This window comes from Shewanella sp. M-Br (genome assembly GCF_036245925.1).
Lineage (GTDB): Bacteria > Pseudomonadota > Gammaproteobacteria > Enterobacterales > Shewanellaceae > Shewanella > Shewanella oncorhynchi.
In genome coordinates this window covers 1-26,390 of the sequence record NZ_BJBV01000021.1, presented here as the reverse complement: position 1 = coordinate 26,390, position 26,390 = coordinate 1, and the positions used below count along the sequence as shown (strand labels likewise).

Sequence of the window (26,390 nt, the reverse complement as noted above, 5' to 3'; positions counted from 1 at the left end):
CTAAATTAAAGAGAATAGTGATGGCTAAGGAAGAATCGTTAGAACTTGAAAGTACTGAAGAGCCTAAGAGTAAGAAGAAACTATTTATTTTTGCTGGTGTAGGCGTTTTAGTCGCGCTGTTAATCGGTGGCGGCGTCTGGTTCTTTATGGGAAGCAGTACCGAAGAGGTTCCCGCCGTAGCAGCAGATAGTGCTGTTCAGGCTGAAGTCCCAGCATCAGGAGAAGTGGCTACCGCATCATACGTACCTATGCCGCGTCCTTTCTTATTCAACTTACCTGGGCCTGATAGGGCTCGTTTAGTTGAGATTAAAGTGCAGCTGATGGTGCGTGGTACCGATGATGATGTGCTAACACAAAAACATATTCCGCTGATTGAAGATGCGCTTTTAACGACCTTTAGTGGTGCAGATGTGCAAAAGCTCAGCACGCAAGCGGGGAAAGATGAGTTACGGCAGTTAGCACTTTTGAGTGTGCAAAATACTCTACAGTCAGTAACTGGGCGTAAGGTTGTCGAGAAAGTACTATTTACCGGTTTTGTAATGCAATAATCCTTTAACTTCAGCACCAAAAGAGGCGAAGGCAATATAGTGAGTGATTTATTAAGCCAAGACGAAATTGATGCGCTATTGCACGGGGTTGATGACGTTGATGATGACGAAATTGACGCTGTTGGAGAAGATGCCCGTTCCTACGATTTCTCTTCCCAAGATCGAATAGTTCGTGGGCGTATGCCGACGCTGGAAATCGTGAATGAGCGTTTTGCGCGCCATTTGCGCATCAGCATGTTTAATATGATGCGCCGAGCGGCCGAAGTGTCGATCAACGGTGTACAGATGCTCAAGTTTGGTGAGTACGTACATACGCTTTTTGTTCCAACTAGCTTGAATATGGTGCGTTTTAGCCCACTCAAAGGCACAGCATTGATCACCATGGAAGCGCGACTGGTATTTATCCTAGTGGATAACTTCTTTGGTGGCGATGGGCGTTTCCATGCCAAGATTGAAGGGCGAGAATTTACGCCGACAGAAAGACGAATCGTGCAGTTACTGCTTAAGATTATATTTGAAGATTATAAAGATGCTTGGGCGCCCGTAATGGATGTTGAGTTTGATTATTTGGACTCTGAAGTCAATCCCGCCATGGCGAACATTGTTAGTCCTACCGAAGTTGTGGTGATTAATTCATTCCATATTGAAGTCGATGGAGGCGGTGGTGATTTTCACATCACTATGCCTTACTCCATGATTGAACCTATCCGAGAGTTACTCGATGCGGGTGTGCAAAGTGACAAGCAAGATACTGATATGCGTTGGTCACAGGCATTACACGATGAAATCATGGATGTGAAGGTCGGGTTCGATGCCAATATTGTTGAACATGAATTAACGCTCAAAGAGGTCATGAATTTTAAAGCGGGCGATATTATTCCGATTGAGTTACCCGAGTTTATCATGATGAAAATCGAGGATTTACCGACATATCGTTGTAAAATGGGCCGTTCTAGAGATAACCTAGCGCTTAAAATATGTGAGAAAATCCCTCGGCCAGAGACAGTTAAATCTGAGCTGCAATTGGTGACGCGTAAGGGTAAATCTCGTGATATATCAGAATTATAAGGTGAAGTAAGATGAGCACAGACGATACGGATGATTGGGCTGCAGCAATGGCAGAACAAGCGTTAGAAGAAGCCAACGCAATTGAACTCGATGAGCTGGTTGATGATTCAAGACCTATTTCTAAGGCTGAAGCGGCTAAGTTAGATACAATTTTAGATATTCCTGTCACCATTTCGATGGAAGTGGGCCGTAGCTATATTAGTATTCGAAACTTATTACAACTTAACCAAGGTTCTGTGGTTGAGTTAGATAGAGTCGCAGGTGAACCGTTAGATGTGATGGTCAATGGCACGCTTATCGCTCACGGTGAAGTGGTGGTGGTAAACGATAAATTCGGTATTCGCTTAACGGATGTGATCAGTCAAACTGAGCGAATTAAAAAGCTTAAATAATACGAGATGTAAAAGTCGTTGGAACTTTAAATGAGCACATCGGTAATACAGAGTTTAGTGGTAGCGGTTCAAGCGAGCGCCGATAGCCTCGGTGGGGAAGGCGCAGCGAATATTGCTTCAATAGCGCCTGCTGCTACAAAAATGGCAGAACCTTCTCAAGTTGCGACCTTAGCAAGTATGTTAGGTGGCTTGATTCTGGTTTTATTATTAATTTTCGCGTTAGCTTATTTACTGAGAAGGTTTAATTTAGTCCCCACGACCAATGGCGTACTAAAGACCATTGCTGTGACTTCCCTCGGTCAAAAAGAGCGTTTAGTCTTGGTTCAGGTGGGCGAACAGCAATATTTGCTTGGGGTTAGCTCGCAGCAGGTGAGTTTGATTGATAAGTTAGCTGAACCTATCCATCTAGAAGCTGATTCGTTTGCGAGTCGATTACGCCAGGCGAAATTAAAACAATGACAACACGTATCCTCGCGTTAGTTGGGTTAGTTATGCTGCTATTGATGCCGTCAGCATGGGCCGCAGATGGCGTCTTACCTGCTGTAACAGTAACAACGGCGCCAGACGGCTCAACGGAATATTCGGTCACAATGCAGATTTTACTGCTGATGACATCGCTGAGTTTTTTACCTGCGATGCTCATCATGTTGACCTCTTTCACGCGGATTATCATTGTCCTGTCGATATTACGCCAAGCCATTGGATTACAACAGACTCCATCTAATCAAGTCTTAATTGGCATGAGTTTGTTCATGACTTTTTTTATCATGGCACCGGTATTCGACCGGATTTATGATGAAGGGGTGAAGCCTTATATCGATGAGCAATTAACCTTGCAGCAAGCGTTTGATAAAGGGAAAGAGCCGCTGAGAGGCTTTATGTTGGGCCAAGTAAGAACGACGGATTTAAAGACCTTTATTGAGATTTCTGGCTATAAGGATATTAAGTCTCCCGAAGAAGCACCCATGAGTGTGTTAGTGCCCGCTTTCATTACCAGTGAGTTAAAAACCGCATTTCAGATCGGCTTTATGCTATTTGTGCCTTTTTTAGTACTCGATTTAGTGGTGGCGAGTATCTTGATGGCTATGGGTATGATGATGTTATCTCCCATGATAGTGTCGCTGCCGTTTAAGATCATGTTGTTTGTGCTCGTAGATGGTTGGAGCTTAGTCCTCGGGACATTAGCGAATAGTTTCGGATAGCCAAGGGAGAGTAAACACATGAGTCCTGAGGCGCTAATTGATATTTTTCGTGAAGCTCTCTCTGTTATCGTTATGATGGTGTCTGCTATTGTGTTGCCAGGGCTGGGGATAGGGTTAATCGTTGCTGTGTTTCAAGCGGCGACTTCGATTAACGAGCAGACCTTAAGTTTTCTTCCGCGTTTAATCATAACGCTGCTCGCACTAATGTTTATGGGGCACTGGTTAGTTGAAACCCTGATGGACTTTTTCATCGAGATGGTGAATCGCATTCCTCAAGTGATAGGCTAACGCGATGGAGCTGCTGCTTGATACCTTAATGCAAACCATTGCCGCTTATCTTTGGCCATTGTTCCGCGTTGCTAGCATGTTGATGGTTATGGTGGTCTTTGGTGCGGCAACGACACCAACTCGAGTGCGTTTATTATTGGCGATGGCGATTACCTTTGCGATAGCACCCGTTCTTCCTCCAACTCAAAATGTGGATTTATTTTCGTTAAGCGCAGTATTTATCACGGCGCAGCAAATCATTATTGGCGTTGCCATGGGGTTTGTGACTCAAATGGTAATGCAAGTCTTTGTGCTCACTGGACAGATCATTGGTATGCAGACCAGTTTAGGCTTTGCCTCTATGGTTGACCCCGGTTCTGGCCAACAAACACCCGTTATTGGTAACTTTTTCCTTTTATTGGCGACATTGATTTTCTTAGCAGTGGACGGCCATCTTTTGATGATCCGTATGCTAGTGGCAAGCTTTGAAACTTTGCCAATTTCTAATCAAGGCTTAACACTGACAAGTTATCGATCACTGGCTGATTGGGGGTCGTATATGTTTGGTGCGGCACTCACTATGTCGATATCTGCGATTATCGCCTTGTTATTAGTTAACTTGTCTTTCGGAGTCATGACCCGCGCCGCGCCGCAATTGAATATTTTCTCTATTGGTTTTCCGATCACTATGATTGGTGGACTGTTTATTCTGTGGTTAACCCTAACACCGGTAATGGCACACTTCGATGAAGTATGGTCGACGGCTCAAGTGCTGCTTTGCGATATGTTAGCGCTCCAATGTAACGCTGATGGCTTGATATGATGGGATTAGGAGAGGCCCATGGCTGAAGAATCAAGTGGCGAACGTACAGAGGAACCCACGGGGAGGCGTCTAGAACAGGCGCGGGAAAAAGGACAGATTGCACGTTCGAAAGAACTCGGGACTGCAGCGGTATTGATTTCGGCGGCATGTGGGTTTTATATGCTAGGCCCAAGTTTGGCCATTAGCCTAACTCGGGTGTTTGAAATTGTATTTACCATGGATAGGGCGCAAATTTTTGATACGAATGAAATGTTCAACGTGTGGGGCGTTGTTGCGAGTGAAATAGCCTGGCCCATGGCTAAAATTATGTTGCTGATTGTAGTTGTTGCGTTTATCGGTAACGTCTCTCTTGGTGGGATCAATTTTTCAACCCAAGCTATGATGCCAAAAGCCAGTAAAATGAGTCCCCTTGCTGGTTTTAAACGCATGTTTGGCGTGCAGGCTCTGGTTGAACTCACCAAAGGCATTGCTAAATTTTCGGTAGTAGCGTTTTCTGCTTATTTTTTATTAAGCTTCTATTTCAATGACATCATGTTGCTGTCTAGCGACCATCTTCCTGGTAATGTTTACCATGCATTAGATTTGTTGGTTTGGATGTTTATCCTGTTATGTTCCTCGATTTTGTTTATTGTCGTCATAGATGTGCCATTTCAACTTTGGAATCACAACAAACAACTTAAGATGACCAAACAAGAAGTAAAAGATGAGTATAAAGATACTGAAGGGAAGCCTGAAGTCAAAGGGCGAGTACGGCAGATGCAACGCGAGTTGGCTCAACGTCGAATGATGGCCGAAGTACCCAATGCCGATGTAATAGTTGTTAACCCAGAGCATTTTGCGGTAGCAATTAAATATGACGTGCAGCGTTCAGTCGCGCCTTTCGTTGTTGCCAAAGGTGTCGATGATGTCGCATTTAAAATTCGTGAGATTGCAAGGGCCCATAATGTGACAATCGTCTCTGCCCCGCCATTAGCAAGAGCTATATACCATACGACTAAGCTAGATCAACAAATCCCTGAAGGGTTGTTTACCGCCGTGGCACAGATTTTGGCTTATGTATTTCAGTTGCGCCAGTACCAAAAAGGTCGAGGACGCAAGCCTATCCCAATCCCGCTTAATCAACCCATTCCCGATGAGTTAAAATATTAAGACCTAAGCTAAAAATTCTTTGAAGTCGTGATATTATTGCAGACCAATACGCTATTGGCGTATTTTTTGCTTTCATGCTGTCATACGTCAAAGTTTAGGTAAATATGAATGGATGTTAGAGCGACTTTAGGTCAAGTAAAACAAATGCGCTTGAGTACGTTTAAAGGTATAGGCACTCCTATACTCGTACTCGCAGCATTGGCCATGATAGTTTTACCTATCCCTCCATTTCTATTAGACATACTCTTTTCATTCAACATAGCCTTAGCGCTCATCGTATTATTAGTCGCAATTTATACTGATAGACCGTTGGATTTTGCTGCTTTCCCAAGTGTCCTGCTAGTGGCGACGTTATTACGTCTTGCGCTGAACGTTGCCTCTACTCGTGTGGTTTTACTTGAGGGTCATAATGGCGGTGATGCCGCGGGTAAGGTGATTGAGGCCTTCGGTTCTGTGGTTATCGGTGGTAACTATGCCGTTGGTTTAGTGGTATTTATCATTTTGATTATCATCAACTTTGCAGTGGTGACTAAAGGTGCTGGTCGTATCGCTGAAGTTAGCGCCCGCTTTACCTTAGATGCTATGCCTGGTAAGCAAATGGCAATCGATGCCGATTTAAATGCCGGAACCTTAAACCAAGATCAAGCAAGATTACGCCGTGCTGAAGTGACCCGTGAAGCCGATTTCTATGGTGCGATGGACGGTGCGTCCAAATTCGTTAAAGGGGATGCGATTGCCGGTATCATGATCTTAGTGATCAACATCGTAGGTGGCTTCATCATAGGAATTGTGCAGCATGGTTTAAGTTTCTCTGAAGCAGTTGAAATTTATACCTTACTGACTATCGGTGATGGTTTAGTGGCGCAGATCCCAGGTTTATTATTGTCAATCGCCGCAGCCTTGATGGTGACTCGTCAAAACGAGTCGGGTGATATGGGCCAAATGATGATGAGTCAGATGTTTGACAGTCATAAGTCATTGGGTATCGCCGCCGGAGTCCTGTTTGTCATGGGTATTGTTCCTGGTATGCCACACATGGCGTTTTTAAGCTTTGCCTTTATGACTGCTGGTGCAGCTTATTTTGTTTATAAACGAAATGAAAACAAACGTCTTAAAGCGCTAGAACAAGTGAAATCGGGTCCAATAGAAAGACAAGATAAAGAGCCTAAAGAGCTAGGTTGGGACGATGTACATCATGTTGATACTATTGGTCTTGAGGTCGGATATCGTTTGATCCCTCTGGTTGACAAGGGCCAAGGTGGCGAGTTACTAAGCCGCATTAAAGGCGTGCGTAAAAAGTTGTCTCAGGAATTAGGCTTCTTAGTGCCCGCGGTGCATATTCGCGATAACTTAGATTTATCGCCTAATGCGTATCGCATTTCATTAATGGGCGTCGTCGTCGGAGAGGCAGATATTCGTCATGATTGCGAATTGGCGATCAACCCTGGTCAAGTCTATGGCAAACTCGATGGTATCGAAACGCGCGACCCCGCCTTTGGTCTGGAAGCTGTATGGATCGCTCCTGAGTTACGTGAGCACGCACAAACATTAGGTTATACCGTCGTCGATGCCGCGACGGTTGTTGCAACTCATATTAGTCAATTACTCACAAATAATGCTGCTAAGTTGTTAGGCTACGAAGAAGTGCAACAACTGATGGATATGCTTGCAAAACACTCACCTAAGCTGGTTGATGGGTTTATTCCAGATATCATGCCACTAGGACATGTCGTAAAAGTGATGCAGAACCTATTAAATGAAGGGGTTTCAGTTAGAGACTTGCGTACTATAGTGCAAACTTTGTTAGAATATGGCACTAAGAGTAATGACACTGAAGTCTTGACTGCCGCTGTACGTATCGCTTTGAAACGTATGATAGTTCAGGAAATCTCAGGCCCAGAGCTCGAAATCCCCGTCATTACTTTGGCGCCAGAGTTGGAACAGATGTTGCATCAGTCAATGCAAGCAACCGGTGGTGATGGTCCTAATATTGAACCCGGTCTTGCAGAACGCATGCAGCAGTCCCTTGCCGATGCGGCTCAGAAGCAAGAAATGGTCGGACAACCCGCCATATTGTTGACGTCAGGTATGTTACGCGCGACGCTGTCACGCTTTGTTAAACATACTATTCCTAATCTCAGAGTCATTTCATATCAAGAAATACCTGATGAGAAGCAAATACGTATCGTATCTGCAGTCGGCCAGTAGAGGACGCATAAGTGAAGATTAAACGATTTTTTGCCAAAGACATGCGCGCCGCACTGGCCCAAGTGAAAGAAACACTCGGCTCAGATGCCGTCATTATGTCAAATAAAAAAGTGAACGGTGGCATCGAAATTGTCGCTGCCGTTGACTATGACGAACCTAAAGCGAAAACTGCAGCCACTGCGCCAGCACCGACCTTTATGGACGTGAGCGACGATCTCGTGTCCCTAGGTGCTAAGCAGCCAGTCCGTGTAGAAACTCGCGCTAAGCCAGCCGCACCAGCAGACTCATTACAAGCCTTACTTGAGAAGCAGCAAAGCCGTTTGAATCAACAAATGTCACATCAGCAAGTTGATGCTGAGTTACCTGCATGGGCTAAGGGCTTACAAGCCCCTACTGCTGTGAAACCAGAACGTCGTGAAGTGCCTTCCTCGTTTGATAAAAAGCCACAAACATCACAGAAACAAAGTGCTGATATTGAAGCTATGCGTGATGAATTAGCATCACTGCGTAATTTACTGACACATCAAGTATCCTCCTTGATGACGGAACATAAAAAACGCATCGATCCCGTCGGTGCTATGCTCGAAGCCAAATTGCTTGAGGCTGAATTCTCCCCTGCGGTTGCGAATAAATTAGCCGCGCTGAGTCAGCATTATACGCCAGCTGAATTAGTCAGAGCATTACCACAAAGTCTTGCGAATATGCTTGATAATCAGGGCGATGACATTGTTAAGCAGGGCGGAGTGGTTGCATTAGTTGGTCCTACTGGGGTTGGTAAAACAACGTCATTAGCTAAACTTGCTGCCCGTTTTGCGGCACATCATGGTGCTGAACATGTTGCTTTAATTACCACAGATCATTATCGCATCGGAGCCTATGAGCAATTAGCAACTTATGGCAAAATAATGGGCTGCCCAGTAAAGCAAGCTCATGATCTAAATGAATTAGAGCAAATTCTCTATCAGTTTAGGAATCGCAAGCTAGTATTGATAGATACGGCTGGCATGGGACAGCGAGATATGCGCCTTTACCAGCAACTTGATAATTTAACTGCAAATAGCAGGATACCTATCCGCAGTTATCTGGTACTGTCTGCGACAGGGCAGCGCCGTGTGCTGCAAGATGCAGTCAATCATTTTAAACGCATTCCCCTATCTGGTGTCGTTCTCACAAAACTCGATGAATCTGTGTCGTTAGCAGGGGCATTAAGTGTGTTGATCCAAAACGGATTACCATTAAGTTATATTACTGATGGACAAAGAGTTCCTGAAGATATGAAAGTTGCGGATACCCTAGATTTAGCCCAGCAGGCACTCGCAGCGTTAGATAGTACAGAACAACAATCATTACAAGACACAGCGTGGTCAGATAATATGGCCTGTGCATTTGAGTAGATTTATGACCCTGGATCAAGCAAGTGGTTTACGTATGATGAATCAACCCTATAACGAAAAAGTGAAAGTAATCGCGGTCACAGGTGGCAAAGGAGGCGTGGGTAAAACCAGCGTTTCTATTAATACTGCTGTGGCATTAGCCGAAAAAGGCAAGCGTGTCTTGGTACTTGACGCTGACCTTGGCTTAGCAAACGTCGACGTCATGCTGGGTATTCGTGCCGAGCGTAACCTCTCTCATGTTCTCTCTGGTGATGCAGAGCTTGACGATATTATCGTGCGTGGTCCTAAGGGGATAGGCATAGTACCTGCCACCTCAGGAACACAGGGGATGGTGGAATTAAGCCCTGCGCAACATGCTGGATTAATCCGTGCATTTAGTGAGATGCGGACTCAGTTTGATATTCTAGTCGTAGATACTGCGGCTGGGATCTCAGATATGGTGCTCAGTTTCTCACGTGCTTCGCAGGATGTGCTAGTCGTTGTTTGTGATGAACCCACTTCGATTACCGATGCCTACGCCCTGATTAAAATTCTCAGCCGTGAGCATGGCGTGTTCCGTTTTAAAATAGTTGCCAATATGGTGCGTAGTTTACGCGAAGGTATGGAATTATTTGCTAAACTCAGTAAAGTGACCGACAGATTTTTAGATGTTGCACTTGAATTAGTCGCCACGATTCCATTTGACGAAAACTTACGTAAATCAGTTCGTAAACAAAAATTGGTGGTTGAAGCTTATCCTAAATCACCAGCGGCGATTGCGTATCAAGGATTGGCAAATAAAATTTTGAGCTGGCCTGTGCCGCAGCAACCTGGTGGGCATTTGGAGTTTTTCGTTGAGCGTTTAGTACAACGACCAGATTTTCAAGAGGAAAAAACGAGTGAATAAAGCCGCTGCGTATACTTGTTTAGACAATAAATCGTCGATCGTTGAACAGTATGCTCCGTTGGTTAAAAGAATTGCGCATCATTTACTCGCCAGACTACCTGCATCTGTGCAGTTAGATGATTTACTCCAAGCTGGGATGATGGGGTTACTAGAAGCATCATCCAAGTTTGATGGTGGCAAGGGTGCGAAATTTGAAACCTTCGCCGGCATACGCATACGTGGAGCCATGTTAGATGAAATTCGTCGTGGCGACTGGGTCCCTCGTTCCGTTCATCGTAACAATCGTAAGGTTGCACATGCTATTGATGAGTTAGAGCAAGAACTGGGCCGTGATGCACGCGACACAGAAATTGCAGAAAAACTTGATATGACGCTCGATGAGTACCATCATATTCTTAACGATGTTTCTGTCGGAAAAATCATAGGGATAGAAGATTTAGGCGTATCTCAGGATATACTTACAGTGAGTGATCGGTCCGATGATGATTCATTTGAAGCATTAGCTGAGAACCAATTTCATTCTGCTCTGGTTGAGGCAATTAAATTATTGCCTGAAAGAGATGCATTAGTGTTATCCCTGTACTACGATGAAGCATTGAATTTAAAAGAGATTGGCGCCATTCTTGAAGTCAGTGAATCGCGGGTTAGCCAGATATTAAGTCAGGCAATGTTGCGATTGAAAGCTAAACTCAAGCACTGGACATAAGTATAATTATTAATCGAGCACAGAATGTCAGCTCACCGGAGGAAACCTTGGACAAGAATATGAAGATTCTCATTGTTGACGATTTTTCGACAATGAGGCGTATCATCAAGAACTTGTTGCGAGACTTGGGGTTTAATAACACCCAAGAAGCAGACGATGGCTCAACAGCCCTGCCGATGTTGCAAAAGGGGGATTTTGATTTTGTTGTTACAGATTGGAATATGCCTGGTATGCAAGGAATCGATCTGTTAAAAGCAATTCGCGCTGATGATTCGCTAAAGCATTTACCCGTATTAATGGTAACTGCTGAAGCAAAACGTGAACAGATTATTGCTGCCGCTCAAGCGGGAGTGAATGGTTATGTGGTTAAGCCTTTTACCGCTGCAACGCTGAAAGAGAAGTTAGATAAAATATTCGAACGACTCGCTTGAGCAAGGATGAGCTATGAAGTCACAAACATCAGGGCTCATCACGCTCGAGCAAGCTCAGCATTTAGTTGAATTATTAAGTGCAGGTGAGCAAAGTCAGGCAGATGATTTATTTCGGGAGCTTGCTGCTCCACTGCAACGAGAATTATTCGAAGAAGTAGGTAAATTAACTCGGCAACTTCATAGTGCGCTGATGGATTTTCAAGTTGATAATCGTCTTGCTGAATTAGCCAATACAGAGATCCCCGATGCCAAGCAACGTTTAAATTACGTTATTGACATGACCGAACAAGCTGCAAATAAAACCATGGATGCGGTTGAAGAATGTTTACCTTTGGCTAATGCCGTGACCGTAAATATTCAAAATGTCATGCCATCTTGGGACAGATTAATGCGACGCGAGATAGCGCTGACTGAATTTAAGGGTCTTTGTCACGATGTACAAGACCTTATGTCTCGTAGTGCAAATGACTCGACTCGATTACGTGAATTGCTTAATCAAATTTTGATGGCGCAAGATTTTCAAGACTTAACAGGACAAATAATACGTCGTGTTATTGATCTAGTAATGGAAGTAGAAAGTAATCTGGTTTCTATGCTGACGGTATTTGGTGAGCAACCTATGATTGAAAGTCAGATTGCTCAGAAAAATAATATTGAAGCAGAAGGCCCGATAATGAATGCCGAGCTTCGTCAAGATGTGGTAACGGGTCAAGACGAAGTGGATGATCTTCTATCGAGTCTGGGTTTCTAACTGGGAGTCAATTTGATGGCCTTTGATGTAGATGAAGAGATACTCCAGGACTTTTTAATCGAAGCCGGTGAAATTTTAGAGCTTCTGCAAGAGCAACTCGTTGCGCTTGAAAATAATCCTGATGATACTAACTTGCTGAACGCCATTTTCCGAGGTTTTCATACCGTTAAAGGTGGTGCTGGCTTTCTTAGCTTAACTCCCATGGTTGATGTTTGTCATGAGGCTGAGAATACCTTCGATTTATTGCGGACAGGCAAGCGTAGCGTTAACGCAGAGTTGATGGATATTATTTTGCAGGCTGTTGATGCAATTAATACCATGTTTGCGCAAACCCAGCAGGGCGAACAACAAGACCCCGCCGATTCAGGTTTGTTAGCGAGACTTAAAATGCTCAGTTCAGGTGCACCTTTGCCATCTGAAGTCGCTTCTGCCAAGGTTGCAGAGCCAGAACCTGTTGTAGAAGTCATTATTGATACTCCTACCCTTCAAGAAATCCCTGCTGACATAAGTGATAACTCATCTTCCATTGAAAATACGTCTTCAAGTATCGATGATATCAATGATGCTGAATTTGAAGCTTTATTGGATGCGCTTCATGGTTCAGGAAAGGGACCTGCGGTCGCTGCTACCACATTTGTATCTGAGCCAGTTGCTGCAAAGCCTGCTGCACCAATTAAAACGCCTTCAACATCAGGTGATGATATCACTGATGATGAGTTCGAGGCGTTACTGGATGAACTTCATGGCTCAGGTAAATTTAAAGCTGAGGCTGAAGTGCCTGTTAAGCCTAAGGTTGTGGCAACACCTGCACCTCAACCGATTGTAGATGCTGATGAAATTACCGATGATGAGTTTGAGCGATTACTCGATGAACTCCATGGGAAAGGCGGAGCACCTGCGAAAGCTGAAGTAAAAGCGCCTACGCCCCCTGTTTCGACTGTAGCACCTACTGCTGCACCACATGCTCCTGCGCCAGTAAAAGCCGCAGTACTAGCTCCTGCCCCAGTCGTTGCTGCAAAACCTAAGGTGGAAATTGCGGTTGTCGATAAAGCACCTGCTAAGGCTAGCTCTGCGAATGTGCCTCAGGGTGAAACAACGGTACGTGTAGATACTGCACGACTCGACCAGATCATGAATATGGTGGGTGAGTTAGTGTTAGTGCGTAATCGATTGGTGAGCTTAGGCATCAGTCGTGATGATGAGGAGATGTCGAAAGCTCTCGCGAACTTAGATCTCGTTACTGCCGATTTGCAAGGCGCTGTGATGAAAACCCGTATGCAACCGATCAAGAAAGTGTTTGGTCGTTTCCCTCGGGTGGTACGTGATCTTGCTCGTACACTAAACAAAGAAATTGATTTGATCATGGTCGGTGAAGAAACTGACTTAGATAAAAACCTCGTTGAAGCGCTTGCCGATCCACTCGTCCACTTAGTGCGTAACTCTGTGGACCATGGTATCGAGATGCCAAACGAGCGTGAAGCTAGTGGTAAGCCAAGAACGGGAACGATTACCTTATCTGCAAGTCAGGAAGGCGACCATATACTGCTGAAAATCGAAGACGATGGCGCAGGCATGGATCCTGAAAAACTCAAAAAAATCGCCATAAATCGTGGTGTGCTCGATGAAGATTCTGCTTCGCGGATGACAGATAGCGAAGCCTATAATTTGATTTTTGCACCAGGTTTTTCAACTAAAGTTGAGATTTCAGATATTTCAGGCCGTGGTGTTGGGATGGACGTGGTAAAAACTCGTATCACTCAGCTGAATGGCACTGTACATATTGATTCCATGAAAGGTAAGGGAACGATACTTGAGATTAAAGTACCGCTAACACTGGCGATTATGCCAACCTTAATGGTCGATGTCGCTAAACAAGTGTTCGCATTACCTCTATCTAGCGTGAATGAGATTTTCCATCTCGATCTCACAAAAACCAATATTGTTGATGGGCAACTGACTGTCATAGTGCGTAATAAGGCCGTACCTTTGTTCTATTTGGAACACTGGCTACATAGAAACAAAACGACCTTTAAACATGGCGATAAAAAGCATGGTCATGTGGTTATCGTGCAATTAGGCATGATGCAAATTGGTTTTGTAGTGGATGCCTTAATAGGACAAGAAGAGGTTGTTATTAAACCTCTTGGCGCTATGTTACATGGCACTCCTGGGATGGCTGGTGCGACAATTACATCGGATGGTGGTATTGCACTGATCTTAGATGTTCCTGGATTGCTAAAGCATTATGCGAAAAGTAAGAATTAGTTTCCAAGCTAAGGAATGGAATGGCCATTAAAGTATTAGTCGTTGATGACTCAAGTTTTTTCAGACGACGTGTTAGTGAAATAGTCAATCAAGATCCTGAACTGGAAGTTATCGCGACGGCCTCAAATGGGGCCGAAGCGGTGAAGTTGGCTGCTGAGCTTAATCCCCAAGTTATCACTATGGATATTGAGATGCCTGTCATGGATGGTATTACTGCTGTTCGTGAAATCATGGCTAAGTGTCCGACTCCGATCTTGATGTTTTCTTCTTTAACCCATGATGGCGCTAAAGCAACGTTAGACGCTTTAGATGCTGGTGCATTAGATTTTCTGCCTAAACGTTTTGAAGATATTGCGACCAACAAAGATGATGCCATTTTATTGTTGCAACAAAGAGTTAAGGCATTGGGACGACGCAGAATGTTTCGTCCGATTGCACGTCCTGTGGTCGCGCCAACACCTAGCGCGCGTCCAACAGGTAGCGTTTTAGGTACAACGAGCATATCGGCTCATACGCCTGTCGCAGCTCCTGTTAGAACCTCAACGGCAACGACGATTCGTGCAAGTGGTAAGCAGTATAAATTATTGCTGATCGGTACATCTACTGGTGGTCCGGTTGCGCTGCAAAAAATACTCACGCAGTTTCCGGCAAACTATCCGCATCCCATTCTATTAATCCAGCATATGCCTGCTGCCTTTACCCCTGCATTTGCGAGTCGTTTAAATGGCTTATGTAAGATTGAAGTGAAAGAGGCCGCTAATGGCGATCTTCTTAAACCGGGTTGTGCATATTTAGCGCCGGGTGGTATGCAAATGATGGTTGAACGTACTGGAGCAAGTGGCCGATTAAAAGTTATCGCAGGCAGTGCTGATATGAATTATAAGCCCTGTGTGGATATCACCTTTGCTTCTGCTTCTAAAGCCTTTAGTGGTGATGTGCTTGCTGTTGTATTAACGGGCATGGGGGCAGATGGCAGAGAAGGCGCGCGGATGTTGAAAGCTGTAGGCGCTACCATTTGGGCGCAAGATGAAGCCAGTTGTGTGGTTTATGGTATGCCACAAGCCGTTGCGAGTGCAGGGATTGCCACCCAGTCGATAGCCTTAGACAACATGGCCGAATGTATTTTAAAAGAGTCTGTTCGTGTCTAAAAACCAATATCCGATGAGTACAAATAGTGTGCTCATCATCTTGTTGATGGGCATAGCCATTTTGGTTCTTGGTGCCTTAAGCCTTGATTACAAACGTAAGAATAGTTTGCTGCAGGCGGATGTAAAACGTTTGGAATCGACTCAGGTGCTGTTAATGGTACCTGACGAACAGGCTGAGGCCATTGCAACTTGGTTAGCGTCTCATCCCGATCAGACTAAAGCAATGTTGCAATTAGCGGCTCCTGGTGAGCAGAAGGCTGTAGCGATTGGTCCTGAGCCGGTACAAAATAGCATTCCGCCTTTGCTGGGCAAACCAGATACTGAAATAGATACGGCGAAGGAAAAAACTAATCTGGAATCCTCTATTCCTAAACAGCTTCAAGCGCCAGAAAAAGAGGTTAAAGCTGTTTCTCAGACAATTGCCCCCCAAAATGCAGAGATGCTGCCCGTGGTGATATCTGAGAATGCCGATGGTGTCAAAGTGATTAGTTTGCCCAATGGCGGCATTCGAGTCACGACCAGAAAAGAGCAGTAATTTTTAGAATTTGTGAACTCACAATTTTCTAGTTCATTAGCATATTAACCAGTATAGGTAGGGGTCACTTCTTGAAAGTCTGGACCATAGCGAATCAAAAAGGTGGCGTAGGTAAAACCACGACGGTAGCGAGTTTAGCGGGAACATTAGCTAAGCGTGGCAAGCGTGTTCTTATGATAGATACCGATCCACATGCTTCGTTAGGTTATTACTTAGGCATTGATTCTGAAGAGGTTCCAGGCTCGTTGTTTGATGTTTTTCTTGCCCATAAAAACCTTTCTAAGGAACTCGTTTTATCCCATGTTGTGCCAACCTTAGTCGATGGTTTGGATTTATTGCCTGCAACTATGGCATTGGCTACCTTAGACAGAGCCTTAGGTCATCAAGAAGGAATGGGATTAGTACTACGTAATTTATTAGCACTGGTTGCTGATGATTATGATGTTGCTATCGTTGATTGCCCACCCGTACTCGGGGTATTAATGGTCAATGCGCTTGCGGCAAGTCAGCATATCATTATTCCTGTGCAGACGGAGTTTCTTGCCATTAAAGGGCTAGAGCGGATGATTAAAACGATGGAGTTAATGGGGCGATCTAAGAAGACGCGCTACAGTTACACTGTTGTGCCAACCATGTACGATAAACGCACCAAAGCATCACCTGCGGCTTTGCAAGTTCTTGGTGCCGAATACAGTGATACTTTGTGGAAAGACGTTATTCCAGTAGATACTAAGTTTAGAGATGCCAGTTTGGCACATTTACCAGCATCGCATTATGCGAGTGGTTGCCGCGGCGTTAAAGCCTATGAAAGATTATTAGATTTCTTATTAGTTGGGGAGTTTGGCCATGTCAAAATCGGTTGATGAAACTGTTTTTGATTTTTTCGCATTATTGCTGCAGGAAGACGACAGTCCAAACCAGATTGTTTCCCCTCAAAGCATTTTAAAAGCAGACTCAAATCAAAATGTTGCCGTTAATCAAACGGAGGCAGCATTGCTCGATGCGGCAATTTTGGCTGAAAATGGTCGCACTGCCGCACCGCAGAATGTAGAGAAGACCATAACGCCTATTGCGCAGTTGCAGCCAAAAGCGGCGCCAAGACAGCATGAGTTTGTTGCTCCGGTAAGCCAGGTTGTAGCTCAAGTGAATAAGCAAGCGTTAGAGAAATTACTCGCGCCAGTACTAAAGACTGCAAGGTTAGAACCGATACCACCTTCAGTAGAGATAGCGCCACCTATTGATGTTCAACCTGTTGTGGTGGAAGTACCAAAAGCTCAGCCTGTTGTTAATGAAACCGTTGCTGATGAAATCGTTGAGCCAGTGGTTGTGCCAGAAACACAAGTCGGCATTACGCCTCCTAGTGTGACAAAAGATTTGCAAGAAGTGCTCGATGATGAGTTTCAGGTACTATTCTTTAAAGTAGCAGGGCTGACATTGGCTGTGCCTTTGGTGAGTTTAGGCGGAATAGTAAAAGTTGAGCGGATAAACCACATCTTTGGTCGACCCGCATGGTTTCTTGGTGTACAGACGCATAGGGAGGAGCAATTGAACATTGTTGATACTTGTGCGTGGGTTATGCCAGAAAAATACACAGATAAACTGGCGCAATCAGTAAATTATCAATATCTTGTATTATTAGAAGGCAGTAACTGGGGATTGACTTGTGAGTCCTTGGTCAATGCGGTAAAAATTAATAAATCGCAAGTCAACTGGCGTAGTCAAGCGGGTAAACGCCCTTGGTTAGCGGGTGTAGTGAAAGAACAGATGTGTGGCATTTTGCACGTACAAGCCTTAGTTGAAATGCTTAATGCGGGTTTAGGTTGTCAGGACTCAATTGGTTGAGGTAAACATGAAAGATACAAGAAATGTAGCAGCAGTCGCTGCAAGTAAAGATGATGCAGTATTACAATGGGTTACCTTTAAGTTGGACCATGAAACTTACGGTATAAACGTAATGCAAGTGCAGGAAGTACTGCGTTATACTGAAATTGCTCCCGTACCAGGTGCCCCCTATTATGTACTAGGGATCATTAACTTACGTGGTAATGTCGTTACTGTAATTGATACCCGCTCACGTTTTGGATTGCAGTCTGCTGATGTTGATGATTCAACCCGAATCGTTATCATCGAAGCTGAAAAGCAGGTCATTGGTATCTTAGTTGATAGTGTTGCAGAAGTGGTTTATTTGCGCCGCTCTGAAATTGACAATGCGCCTAATGTTGGAACGGAAGAGAGTGCTAAGTTTATTCAAGGCGTGAGCAATCGCGACAATGAATTACTTATCTTAGTTGATCTCGACAAATTATTGTCCGATGAAGAATGGGCCGAGTTGACTCAGATCTAATCAATGAGTGTGATAAGGCTGAATGATTAGAATTCATTCAGCCATTTTGTTTATTTGCGAATAAATCGATGATGTTGAGTATTTACGATTTATGGGTAGACGAAGTCTTTTTATCATAGCTTGAACAATGGCCAATTATATTGGTGACGTTAAGTGAGCACTTTGGAATAGATAACTCAATTGTAAGCCAGCTCTTAATATATGGCTTTGAGTGAGTATAAGGATTTTTGATGGGCGATGAATTTTTGATCGCAGCGTTAGTCTATGTCATCGCATGCTTAGGGTTAGTACTCTTTTTACAAAAGCAATTGAGTAAATTAAGAAGCAAAGTTGAGGCATTAACTGTGTTAGTTAAAGAGGGCGATCGGCAGCGAGAGTCTTTTAAACGCGAATTGCAAGAATTACGCAGTGGCACAATCGGTGTAGGCCGTCGTGTTATTGAATTAGAAAAACGCATACTGCAACAGTCTGAACGGATTGAAGAGACGACTCAACAGGATCCACAGGCAAAACTTTATACTCGAGCCATGAAGATGGTCGCGCTTGGTGCTGGCGTCGACGAATTGATTAAGGAATGCGAATTACCTAAAGCTGAAGCCGAGCTGTTGATCCGTCTGCATCGTAAGTAATCGTTAGCCTATTGAATACTAAAAGCTAATTTTTCTGAATTAGCTTTTTTATTTTATGCCTTCTCGACAATTTTTTTATGCATATTATTCCATTGCTCAGGAAATTTACCGTCGAGCATATACACAAATGCAATCAGTTCGGCGATAAGCAGGTAAAGCTCCTTGGGAATTTCCTCTCCTAACTCTAGCAATTGCAAAAAATGGCTCAGATGGGGATCTTGATGGATATAAACGCCGTTAGCCTTAGCTAAGGCAATAATTTCTTCTGCGATAAGCCCTTCACCAGTCGCGACTATTTTAGGAGCGTTACGGCCATCGTAGCTCAGTGCGACAGCTTGTTTCGGTTCACTCTCTTCACTCATATCGTTATTTCCAATGTTTTGTATAATGAACTCAATATTAGTGTTGGAACATTGTCACTCATTAAGCTTTTGTCTTTACGAGGAAATGATCACCAGGTAATAAGGTTGCTGGTACTTGCGCTATTTGAGTTGATAGTTCTCCAGGCGTAAAACCCAGTTGTGATAGTTTTTGGCTTAAGGGCGTTAAAAAGTTATTAACCTTATTAAGTAGTATCTGACTATTGCCTTTAAACTGGATATCTAATTGTTGATTGTGGTTTTGGGCTGAAATCAGCAGAGGTCCTTGTGCTAGATTAAACTTCAGTTGTAAACGCCATCCCATTTTTTTATCTGGGTCATCAGGATCGGCTTCTTGCTCAAATTTCCCTTCCAGTTGCTCCTGTCGTTGGTTAATGCCATAGGGAAGGGCAAAGAACCACACCAAATTGCCAGCGCTCTCATTACTTGCCTGTTGGTATAAATGCAGGTTAGAGGCTAATAGTCCCATGCTATCAAGGCCTCCTGCTTTGCTCAGTTGCCCAAGAAGTTTAGTGGAGAAGCCCACTTTAGCTTGTAACTGCTCAAGGTAGTCGGCAAGCTTTTTGCTAACGGAATTCGAATTGTTATTGGCTTTAAAGCCAAGTAGCAATTGAAAAAGTGAGGTAATTGCACTCCCATTCATGAGCATAGAGGCTTGATTTGATTGAGGTGTAGCAAGATTTAGACTCGCTAGGCCGAGAATATTGGCTTTGAGTTCATCGATATCATTCAATTGGCTCAGTGGTGGTAGCCCTAAATGCGGTAGGTGTTTCAATAACTCAGATGCTAAATTCGAGCTGCTATTAGAACGAGATAGCTCAATAGGAAGTGCCCCCGCTTTATTGAACGCTTTTTGTAAGACATCAGCCACTTTTACCGAAGTGTCAGTCTTAGCATCATTGCTTTGTTGTTCACTCTTTTGGCTACTGGATCCATAAATATTCTTAAGTTTATTTATGTCTGTAGGACTCACACTTAGGATTTCTTGTGACGTTTTTGAGCCTTGAGGTAACCCGTTTTTGCTATTTACGTTTTCACCCATTTGTGATGCCGGTGATTGACCCACAAGCCGATTTTCAAGGGCTGAGTTTTGGGTGCTGATCTGACCTAAGTCTTTAGTTGTTGGCGTTATGACTTGCGCGTTAGAGATATTCTGTGAGCCAGTAGCAGTAGGCGCTGATGGAACATCTACTTTACTTTGAAGCTGCATTATATCGACTTTAGCCGTGACCATTTGTTTTGTGGGCTCAGGTAGAAAGTTGATATTTTCGAGTTTTTTTAGAAAGGACGCAATGATCTGGGCTGGTTCAATTTTCGCGATCACAAGATCAGAAGATGGTTTATTTGTGGGAACCTGAGTTTCATTTACTGGCGTCCCTATTATGATTTCGAGTTTGCTCTGTATTGGGGTGAGTAATAAAATAGGGCGCCCTTGTTGAAAGGCTATTTTCGCGATGAATTCACCTTGATTCAGCTGGGGTCCAGGATCTTGTGCTACAACGGTACCATTAGCAAATTGAAGCTCCTTGTTAACTATAGTGACGTTGGGTAATGGATAGCCCTGTGTGCGAGCCGCGAGCGCTGAAAGCTGCGTTTGAGAGATGCCATTTTGTTGCGCCAGATTGATCACTGCCTCAGGGATTTTCAGTACGAGAGGTGCAGCTAACGCAAGCAGTTGGCTAGTGGAGTTTTGCACTATCGTAGTTGGAGTTGAGCTGTTTTGCGCATTGGGCGTGACTAAAAAGCTATTAGCAGTCAACAATATTTGCCGCTGTTGAGCATTAACTAGCTTTAAATTATATTCTGTACCGTTTAGAATAATACTATCTCCTTCAGGTGATGTTTGCACCTGAGCTGGAATAGGGCGTGGAGTAGCATTGAGGGCATCAGTGCTAGCCATCGCAGTGTGTAACTGCGAATTTTGACTGCTGACAAGTGGAATCGACTCCATTTAATAACCTTATATAGTTTATCCTGCGATACATTCGTTTAGTAAAATTAACAATTGACCAATTTTTTTTGCCAAGTATGCTTATGCGCCTTGTGACAAAGGAACTGTCATACTGGATAGTATGCCACTAAGACGAATTATCTTTATATCGTCATTTTTGTATTGTCACTTTAGCGAAAATTTGATGTCTAAACTGTACATTTATATTAAGAGAGCGATATGAAGTTAAAATGGATGGGATTATCTTTGGGGTTAATGCTGTTGCCTAAAGTGCAATCGGCTGAAGTATCCCTACCAGATACCATTCAGCAGGAAACACCTGCTAAGGTACAAATTACCTATGATGATCCCCGCGATCCGTTCGAAGGCTTTAACCGAGCTATGTGGGACTTCAACTATCTCTACCTAGATAGATATTTATATCGTCCTGTAGCCCATGGTTATAACGATTATATTCCGACGCCTGCTAAAACAGGTATCAATAACTTTGTGCAGAATTTAGAGGAACCTAGCAGCTTAGTAAACAACGTGCTGCAGGGTAAGTGGGGCTGGGCAGCTAATGCTGGTGGACGCTTTACAATCAATTCTACTGTCGGCTTATTAGGTGTCATTGATGTCGCTGACATGATGGGAATGAGCCGCAAGCAAGATGAGTTTAATGAGGTGCTAGGTTATTATGGGGTGCCTAATGGACCTTACTTCATGGCGCCATTTGCGGGTCCTTATGTTGTGCGAGAACTCGCGTCTGATTGGGTTGATGGTCTATACTTTCCATTGTCTGAGTTAACAATGTGGCAATCCATTGTTAAATGGGGACTTAAAAACCTTCATTCTAGAGCATCAGCAATCGATCAAGAGCGACTTGTTGATAATGCACTCGATCCCTATGCCTTTGTCAAAGATGCATATTTACAGCACATGGACTATAAAGTCTATGATGGTAATGTCCCTCAAAAGCAAGATGATGATGAGTTGCTCGATCAGTATATGCAGGAGCTTGAGTAACCCTATTGGCCGTACTTGACAGCATTTGTCTTTAGCCATCAAATGCTCGCCTTGTTAAATTTTGTTATTGGCATATTCACTTGAGTAATGGCTATGCGATGAACTTTATTCGGGAACCTTTATGGCGTTAAATGGTGTTGCGGTTCTTTTAGTTGAAGATGACCCCGTGTTTAGGCAGATTGTTGCAAGCTTTCTCGATAGCAGAGGTGCGCAAGTTACACAAGCCTGTGATGGTGAACAAGGATTGTCAGTTTTTAAATCGCAGCGCTTCGATATTGTTCTTGCAGACTTGAGTATGCCTAAGCTCGGTGGGCTCGATATGCTTAAGGAAATGACAAGGTTAGCACCTTTAGTGCCTTCTATCGTGATCTCGGGTAATAATGTCATGGCTGACGTCGTTGAAGCCTTACGCATTGGCGCAAGTGATTATCTCGTTAAGCCAGTATCTGATTTATTTATTATTGAACAAGCCATTAAACAAAGCCTTCATAGTTCCTACATTGATGATACTCAAGCCGCAGATTTTGACGCGCTATCCCACCAAGAATTAAGTGATAATCTAGCATTGCTTGAGCAAAGTGTTGCAGCGGCAAAACAAGTTCAGCAACAACTCTTTCCCGCTTCAAATATTAGTTATCCGGCAGCCAAGGTTGACTATAGCCTTTATAAAAATAGCGATATAAGCAGTTATTTCATTGATTCAACTATGGTAGGTAGTGATTACCTGATTATGTACATGGCCCATTTGTACCCAGAGGATAATCGAGCTGCGTTTGCCTGCGTTCTGCTGAGAAGTTTTGTTAATCAGAAGCTTAAAGATTTTAGGAATGGTCAGAGTCAAAGCATTATTGAACCCTTTAACATGATGAGCTATTTGAACGAGCGTTTAGTGAAATCTGGTCTCGATATTAAAGCCGATATGATTTATGTTGCCATTGAGCTAACTAAGTACCGTGCTGCTATTGCACATGCGGGTAAGGGGTTGCGTTGTTATCTGCGTAATGACGAGGGATTAAGCCCGTTAGCACTGTCTGAGAGTCTTCAGCTTGGCGTGTTAGACTGGGGTAAACCGAGCATTCAGTTCCGAAGTATTTTACCGCAAGAACAGTTGTGTATTGCGACAAGTGAGCCTGAGCATAAACAAGCTTTACTTGATAACAAGTTTAAGGGCTTAGTCTATGATGCAACGCTACCTGCTGGTGGTTTTCTACAGTTGAGCCTTTAGTTTTTTTGACGCTTTGGCGAAATTGAGTATACCGAATAGCTGACTTAACAAAAACGCCTTACTCTTGCGAGTAAGGCGTTTCGTTTTGACTGTTAAAACAGTTGAACAGGATAATTAACGTTTTATCGCTTCATGTTCAGCCGTCACTGCAATTTCACTTTCTAAGGCTTCGGCTTCAGTATGATGCTTGGTTTCTGCGCCATGCATCCAATCGACTAATTTGTCAGCCATAAAATACAGGATCACGCCAGACAGAGCAGCTGTAATCGCAATACCAGAGAAGATCGCCATTGCATTAGCCAGTTGCTCTTCTTTCTCTCCACCATGGCCGATGAATGAACCTACCACACCGCCAATCTTGTTAGCTGCTGCAACGAATAGGAACCAAGCTCCCATCATCAAAGAGGCAATACGCAGTGGTGCTAGCTTAGTCACCATAGATAAGCCTATGGGCGATAAGCAGAGCTCACCCATAGTGTGGAAGAAATAAGCGCCCACTAACCACCACATGCTCGACTTAACAGATGCATCGCCACCCATTTGCATTACTGCACCTATCATAAATAGGAAGCCGATAGCGAGTAAGACCAAGCCAAGTGCAAATTTCACCGGAGAGTTAGGTTCATTCTTGCCTAAACGGATCCAGATAGAAGCAATTACAGGGGCAAATAATACAATGAAGATAGCGTTTAACGATTGGAACCAAGTGGTAGGTACTTCAAAGGTGCCAACCATACGATCGGTAAACTCGTTAGTGAACAAGTTCATTAAACCGCCCGCTTGTTCAAAGCCCGCCCAGAAAATAATCGTGAATAAACCCATTACCATGATGACCTTAATACGATCACGTTCGACTTTGGTCAGTGGTTCCTTACGCACTTCGCCTTTCTCTTCCGCTTTTTGTTTTTCAAGCTTAGCGGCTGGCACTCTTCCTATATCGCCTAAGTATTTCTGCGCGAATAAAAATTGGATGATTAAAGAGAAAATCATCCCCACACCCGCACAGAAGAAGCCCGCTTGCCAGTTGTTAACAAACACTTCTTTACCATCGATAATAGAAGCATGGCCGAAGTTAGTGTAAGCCCAAGCGACGATAAAACCTGATAATGCTGCACCTAAGTTGATGCCCATGTAGAAAATCGTAAACGCGCCATCACGACGGTGATCGCCTTCTTCGTAGAGATCGCCCACCATAGTGGAAATGTTTGGCTTGAACAAACCGTTACCCAGAATGAGGGTACCTAGACCAATATAAAATACAGTAGTTTCTAGACCAGGGATCCAGCTATGCGGCGCAGCAAGCAAGAATTGACCTGCGGCCATTAACGCCCCACCAAAATAAATGGCTTTGCGTTGACCCAGTATGTTATCGGCTAACCAACCACCAATAAGTGGCGTCAAGTAAACCAAACCTGTGAATGTGCCGTAAAGTGACAAAGCTTCAGCTTGAGTCCATCCTAAGCCATGTCCACCATCACTTTGCACTCTATCAACGAGATAAAGCACCAAAATGGCACGCATTGCATAATAACTAAATCGTTCCCAAAGTTCTGTTGTAAACAGCAAGAACAATCCCTTGGGATGCCCAAGCATCGTTCCTTGTGGTTTTGCTACGCTCATGAAGTCTTCCACCTTAAGCTCGTGATTGCCTGTGGGCCCCTGAAACAGGATGATGTCACCACAGAAAAATGGTTGTTGCTCGTCCCAATATCGCCTGCAGGTTTAATCAACCATTAATTCCTGCTATAGCATTCATTAATTGTTGATTAACCGCTAGTTACGTATGGGTTATTGTTACGTTCTTATAATAAAAGTAATGTATTTAGCGGTAAAATGAGTATTTTCGCTAAAATCCCACCTTATATACCCCTTAAAAGCAACCAAAGTCAATTTTGGTAAGCTAAGTGGTGACATTATCAGCAGTATAGTGTTGTGATTTTAATTATGAATTAGTTAATGTGAGCGTCATTGTATGCATACCGAGCGAGAGACTGGAATAGTCGAAAAATTACTTCCACCGACTTGAGCATCTTTGCTATGATTGCGACCCGTGAATGGACATCACTTATTTATAGGGTAGTGAGATTAGCTTATGAAGGCATGGTACCTTTTGTATTGTAAACCTCGTAGTGAAGCGAGAGCACAACAGAACTTAGCACTTCAAAATTTAGAGACGTATTTGCCTATGGTCTCTGAAGAGAAATCTCAGCGCGGGCGCAAACAAGTCTGTCGTGTACCACTCTTTCCTAATTATTTATTCATCAATTTTGACCCAAGTCAGACAAGTGTCAGGCAGGTCCATTCTACTCGTGGTGTGAATCGAATCGTTAATTGTCAAGAGAAAATGACGCCCATTGACGACAGAATTATCCATGCCATTCGCATGAAAGAACTAACGCCTTCCCAAACAGTATTAGCCGAAGCATTAGAGCTGAAAATGGGGGAAAAAGTTCGTTTTACAGATGGCCCCTTTGTTGAGCTCGAAGGCATTTTTCAAGAAAAATGCCCAAACAAACGTTGCCATGTTCTTTTTAACATTATGGGGCAGATAAAGACGGTTACTGTGCCACAGCAAAGTGTGGAACGAATCTGTGTTTAAGTGCACAAGTACAAACCTGTTTGTAGGAGTAATGCTGAGTATTCTGTAAGATATTAGCCATTCTCGAAGTTAATAAAATATTTACCAAAGTGACAGGGTGTTTAATATTTACTTAAAAATCAATTGGTTGATTTTGTTTGAGGTTTGTTGTTACATTTTTAAAAATGTAACCTGTTAAGGTGTGACCTTAAAAACGACTGTTTGAACATTAAATGTTCTATCGGTAGTGAATCTTTGAAGTAAGATTCTGTAATCATAAAGTTAGAATATAAGCTCTTATCTTAAGTGTTTACATCCTATGGTTAAGGTATTTTACTAGCGAAACTGAATGAGTCTAGAGCTTAACTATTTCTTGTAACACTTTTTTATGTTAATGAAAAATATGAATTTTCGCATCGCGAAGGGCAATTTAGAAGCCGCAATCTATGGGCGGTAGCGTGTCTGAAAGGTGAGAAACCGCAGGTTAAGCTTTCGAATGATATGC

The 26,390-nt window shown here is 43.6% G+C and carries 27 protein-coding genes; 24 read left to right on the top strand and 3 right to left on the bottom strand.

Translation table 11 applies throughout. The features are described 5' to 3' along the window. The first annotated feature begins 20 nt into the window (after positions 1–20). The 21 genes from fliL (at position 21) to AAA952_RS16725 (ending at position 18,746) form a co-directional block, all read left to right on the top strand. Positions 21–548: a flagellar basal body-associated protein FliL gene (fliL, locus tag AAA952_RS16825; protein WP_028761184.1), complete on the top strand. Its 528-nt coding sequence runs from the start codon at positions 21–23 to the stop codon at positions 546–548. 39 nt (positions 549–587) lie between these two features. Then, positions 588–1,616, top strand: coding sequence for a flagellar motor switch protein FliM (gene fliM, locus AAA952_RS16820; RefSeq protein ID WP_105251943.1), 1,029 nt, complete (start codon positions 588–590; stop codon positions 1,614–1,616). Between the two features lie 11 nt (positions 1,617–1,627). Next, positions 1,628–2,008, top strand: a complete 381-nt coding sequence (gene fliN, locus AAA952_RS16815) for a flagellar motor switch protein FliN (protein ID WP_028761182.1) — start codon at positions 1,628–1,630, stop codon at positions 2,006–2,008. Positions 2,009–2,038: 30 nt separating this feature from the next. Continuing rightward, the gene (gene fliO / locus AAA952_RS16810) at positions 2,039–2,467 is read left to right on the top strand and encodes a flagellar biosynthetic protein FliO (protein WP_105251944.1); all 429 of its coding nucleotides are present in this window, start codon (positions 2,039–2,041) and stop codon (positions 2,465–2,467) included. After that, a complete protein-coding gene (fliP, locus tag AAA952_RS16805) occupies positions 2,464–3,210 on the top strand; it encodes a flagellar type III secretion system pore protein FliP (RefSeq protein WP_028761180.1) in 747 nt (248 codons plus the stop codon). The genes fliO and fliP overlap by 4 nt, the downstream gene beginning before the upstream one ends. Before the next feature lie 18 nt (positions 3,211–3,228). Next, the gene (gene fliQ, locus AAA952_RS16800; protein WP_113939469.1) at positions 3,229–3,498 is read left to right on the top strand and encodes a flagellar biosynthesis protein FliQ; all 270 of its coding nucleotides are present in this window, start codon (positions 3,229–3,231) and stop codon (positions 3,496–3,498) included. Positions 3,499–3,502: 4 nt separating this feature from the next. Continuing rightward, the gene (fliR, locus tag AAA952_RS16795; RefSeq protein ID WP_263207734.1) at positions 3,503–4,300 is read left to right on the top strand and encodes a flagellar biosynthetic protein FliR; all 798 of its coding nucleotides are present in this window, start codon (positions 3,503–3,505) and stop codon (positions 4,298–4,300) included. An 18-nt stretch (positions 4,301–4,318) separates the two neighbouring features. After that, positions 4,319–5,449: a flagellar biosynthesis protein FlhB gene (gene flhB / locus AAA952_RS16790; protein ID WP_113939471.1), complete on the top strand. Its 1,131-nt coding sequence runs from the start codon at positions 4,319–4,321 to the stop codon at positions 5,447–5,449. A gap of 108 nt (positions 5,450–5,557) precedes the next feature. Beyond that, positions 5,558–7,657: a flagellar biosynthesis protein FlhA gene (flhA, locus tag AAA952_RS16785; RefSeq protein WP_113939472.1), complete on the top strand. Its 2,100-nt coding sequence runs from the start codon at positions 5,558–5,560 to the stop codon at positions 7,655–7,657. An 11-nt stretch (positions 7,658–7,668) separates the two neighbouring features. After that, positions 7,669–9,051 (top strand): flagellar biosynthesis protein FlhF, encoded by a 1,383-nt coding sequence (gene flhF, locus AAA952_RS16780; protein ID WP_113939473.1) that lies wholly within the window; start codon positions 7,669–7,671, stop codon positions 9,049–9,051. Between the two features lie 4 nt (positions 9,052–9,055). Then, entirely contained in the window at positions 9,056–9,937 is an 882-nt protein-coding gene (locus AAA952_RS16775) for a MinD/ParA family protein (RefSeq protein ID WP_006082389.1), read from the top strand. Continuing rightward, entirely contained in the window at positions 9,930–10,643 is a 714-nt protein-coding gene (locus AAA952_RS16770) for an RNA polymerase sigma factor FliA (RefSeq protein WP_028761175.1), read from the top strand. The genes AAA952_RS16775 and AAA952_RS16770 overlap by 8 nt, the downstream gene beginning before the upstream one ends. A 47-nt stretch (positions 10,644–10,690) precedes the next feature. After that, entirely contained in the window at positions 10,691–11,074 is a 384-nt protein-coding gene (gene cheY / locus AAA952_RS16765; protein WP_007649667.1) for a chemotaxis response regulator CheY, read from the top strand. A 13-nt stretch (positions 11,075–11,087) separates the two neighbouring features. Then, positions 11,088–11,825 (top strand): protein phosphatase CheZ, encoded by a 738-nt coding sequence (locus AAA952_RS16760; protein WP_028761174.1) that lies wholly within the window; start codon positions 11,088–11,090, stop codon positions 11,823–11,825. Positions 11,826–11,840: 15 nt separating this feature from the next. Next, positions 11,841–14,090, top strand: coding sequence for a chemotaxis protein CheA (locus AAA952_RS16755; protein ID WP_338258641.1), 2,250 nt, complete (start codon positions 11,841–11,843; stop codon positions 14,088–14,090). 20 nt (positions 14,091–14,110) lie between these two features. Continuing rightward, a complete protein-coding gene (locus AAA952_RS16750) occupies positions 14,111–15,238 on the top strand; it encodes a protein-glutamate methylesterase/protein-glutamine glutaminase (RefSeq protein WP_219253397.1) in 1,128 nt (375 codons plus the stop codon). Positions 15,239–15,251: 13 nt separating this feature from the next. Beyond that, the gene (locus AAA952_RS16745; RefSeq protein ID WP_105253086.1) at positions 15,252–15,773 is read left to right on the top strand and encodes a membrane anchored protein in chemotaxis locus; all 522 of its coding nucleotides are present in this window, start codon (positions 15,252–15,254) and stop codon (positions 15,771–15,773) included. 71 nt (positions 15,774–15,844) lie between these two features. Next, positions 15,845–16,636 carry a ParA family protein gene (locus tag AAA952_RS16740; protein ID WP_028761170.1) on the top strand — a complete coding sequence of 264 codons (792 nt, stop codon included), beginning with the start codon at positions 15,845–15,847 and terminating at the stop codon, positions 16,634–16,636. Continuing rightward, entirely contained in the window at positions 16,620–17,615 is a 996-nt protein-coding gene (locus AAA952_RS16735; RefSeq protein ID WP_338258638.1) for a chemotaxis protein CheW, read from the top strand. The genes AAA952_RS16740 and AAA952_RS16735 overlap by 17 nt, the downstream gene beginning before the upstream one ends. 7 nt (positions 17,616–17,622) lie before the next feature. After that, positions 17,623–18,117, top strand: coding sequence for a chemotaxis protein CheW (locus tag AAA952_RS16730; protein WP_338258637.1), 495 nt, complete (start codon positions 17,623–17,625; stop codon positions 18,115–18,117). Between the two features lie 230 nt (positions 18,118–18,347). Beyond that, on the top strand, positions 18,348–18,746 hold the full coding sequence (locus tag AAA952_RS16725; RefSeq protein ID WP_028761168.1) for a DUF2802 domain-containing protein: 399 nt from the start codon (positions 18,348–18,350) through the stop codon (positions 18,744–18,746). Between the two features lie 53 nt (positions 18,747–18,799). Here AAA952_RS16725 and AAA952_RS16720 read toward each other — a convergent pair whose 3' ends face one another. Further along, positions 18,800–19,108, bottom strand: a complete 309-nt coding sequence (locus AAA952_RS16720; RefSeq protein WP_028761167.1) for an EscU/YscU/HrcU family type III secretion system export apparatus switch protein — start codon at positions 19,106–19,108, stop codon at positions 18,800–18,802. Positions 19,109–19,169: 61 nt separating this feature from the next. Next, positions 19,170–21,077, bottom strand: coding sequence for a hypothetical protein (locus AAA952_RS16715; protein WP_263207728.1), 1,908 nt, complete (start codon positions 21,075–21,077; stop codon positions 19,170–19,172). Between the two features lie 219 nt (positions 21,078–21,296). On the opposite strand from AAA952_RS16715, the gene AAA952_RS16710 reads away from it, so the two are divergent. Both AAA952_RS16710 and AAA952_RS16705 read left to right on the top strand, forming a co-directional pair. Beyond that, complete coding sequence (locus AAA952_RS16710) at positions 21,297–22,082, top strand: MlaA family lipoprotein (protein WP_219233968.1); 786 nt, start codon at positions 21,297–21,299, stop codon at positions 22,080–22,082. Between the two features lie 121 nt (positions 22,083–22,203). Beyond that, positions 22,204–23,307 carry a response regulator gene (locus tag AAA952_RS16705; RefSeq protein WP_338258628.1) on the top strand — a complete coding sequence of 368 codons (1,104 nt, stop codon included), beginning with the start codon at positions 22,204–22,206 and terminating at the stop codon, positions 23,305–23,307. Positions 23,308–23,421: 114 nt separating this feature from the next. Here AAA952_RS16705 and AAA952_RS16700 read toward each other — a convergent pair whose 3' ends face one another. Next, the gene (locus AAA952_RS16700; protein WP_113939478.1) at positions 23,422–24,927 is read right to left on the bottom strand and encodes a peptide MFS transporter; all 1,506 of its coding nucleotides are present in this window, start codon (positions 24,925–24,927) and stop codon (positions 23,422–23,424) included. A 472-nt stretch (positions 24,928–25,399) separates the two neighbouring features. On the opposite strand from AAA952_RS16700, the gene rfaH reads away from it, so the two are divergent. Further along, positions 25,400–25,906, top strand: a complete 507-nt coding sequence (gene rfaH, locus AAA952_RS16695; protein ID WP_113939479.1) for a transcription/translation regulatory transformer protein RfaH — start codon at positions 25,400–25,402, stop codon at positions 25,904–25,906. Positions 25,907–26,390: the final 484 nt, after the last annotated feature.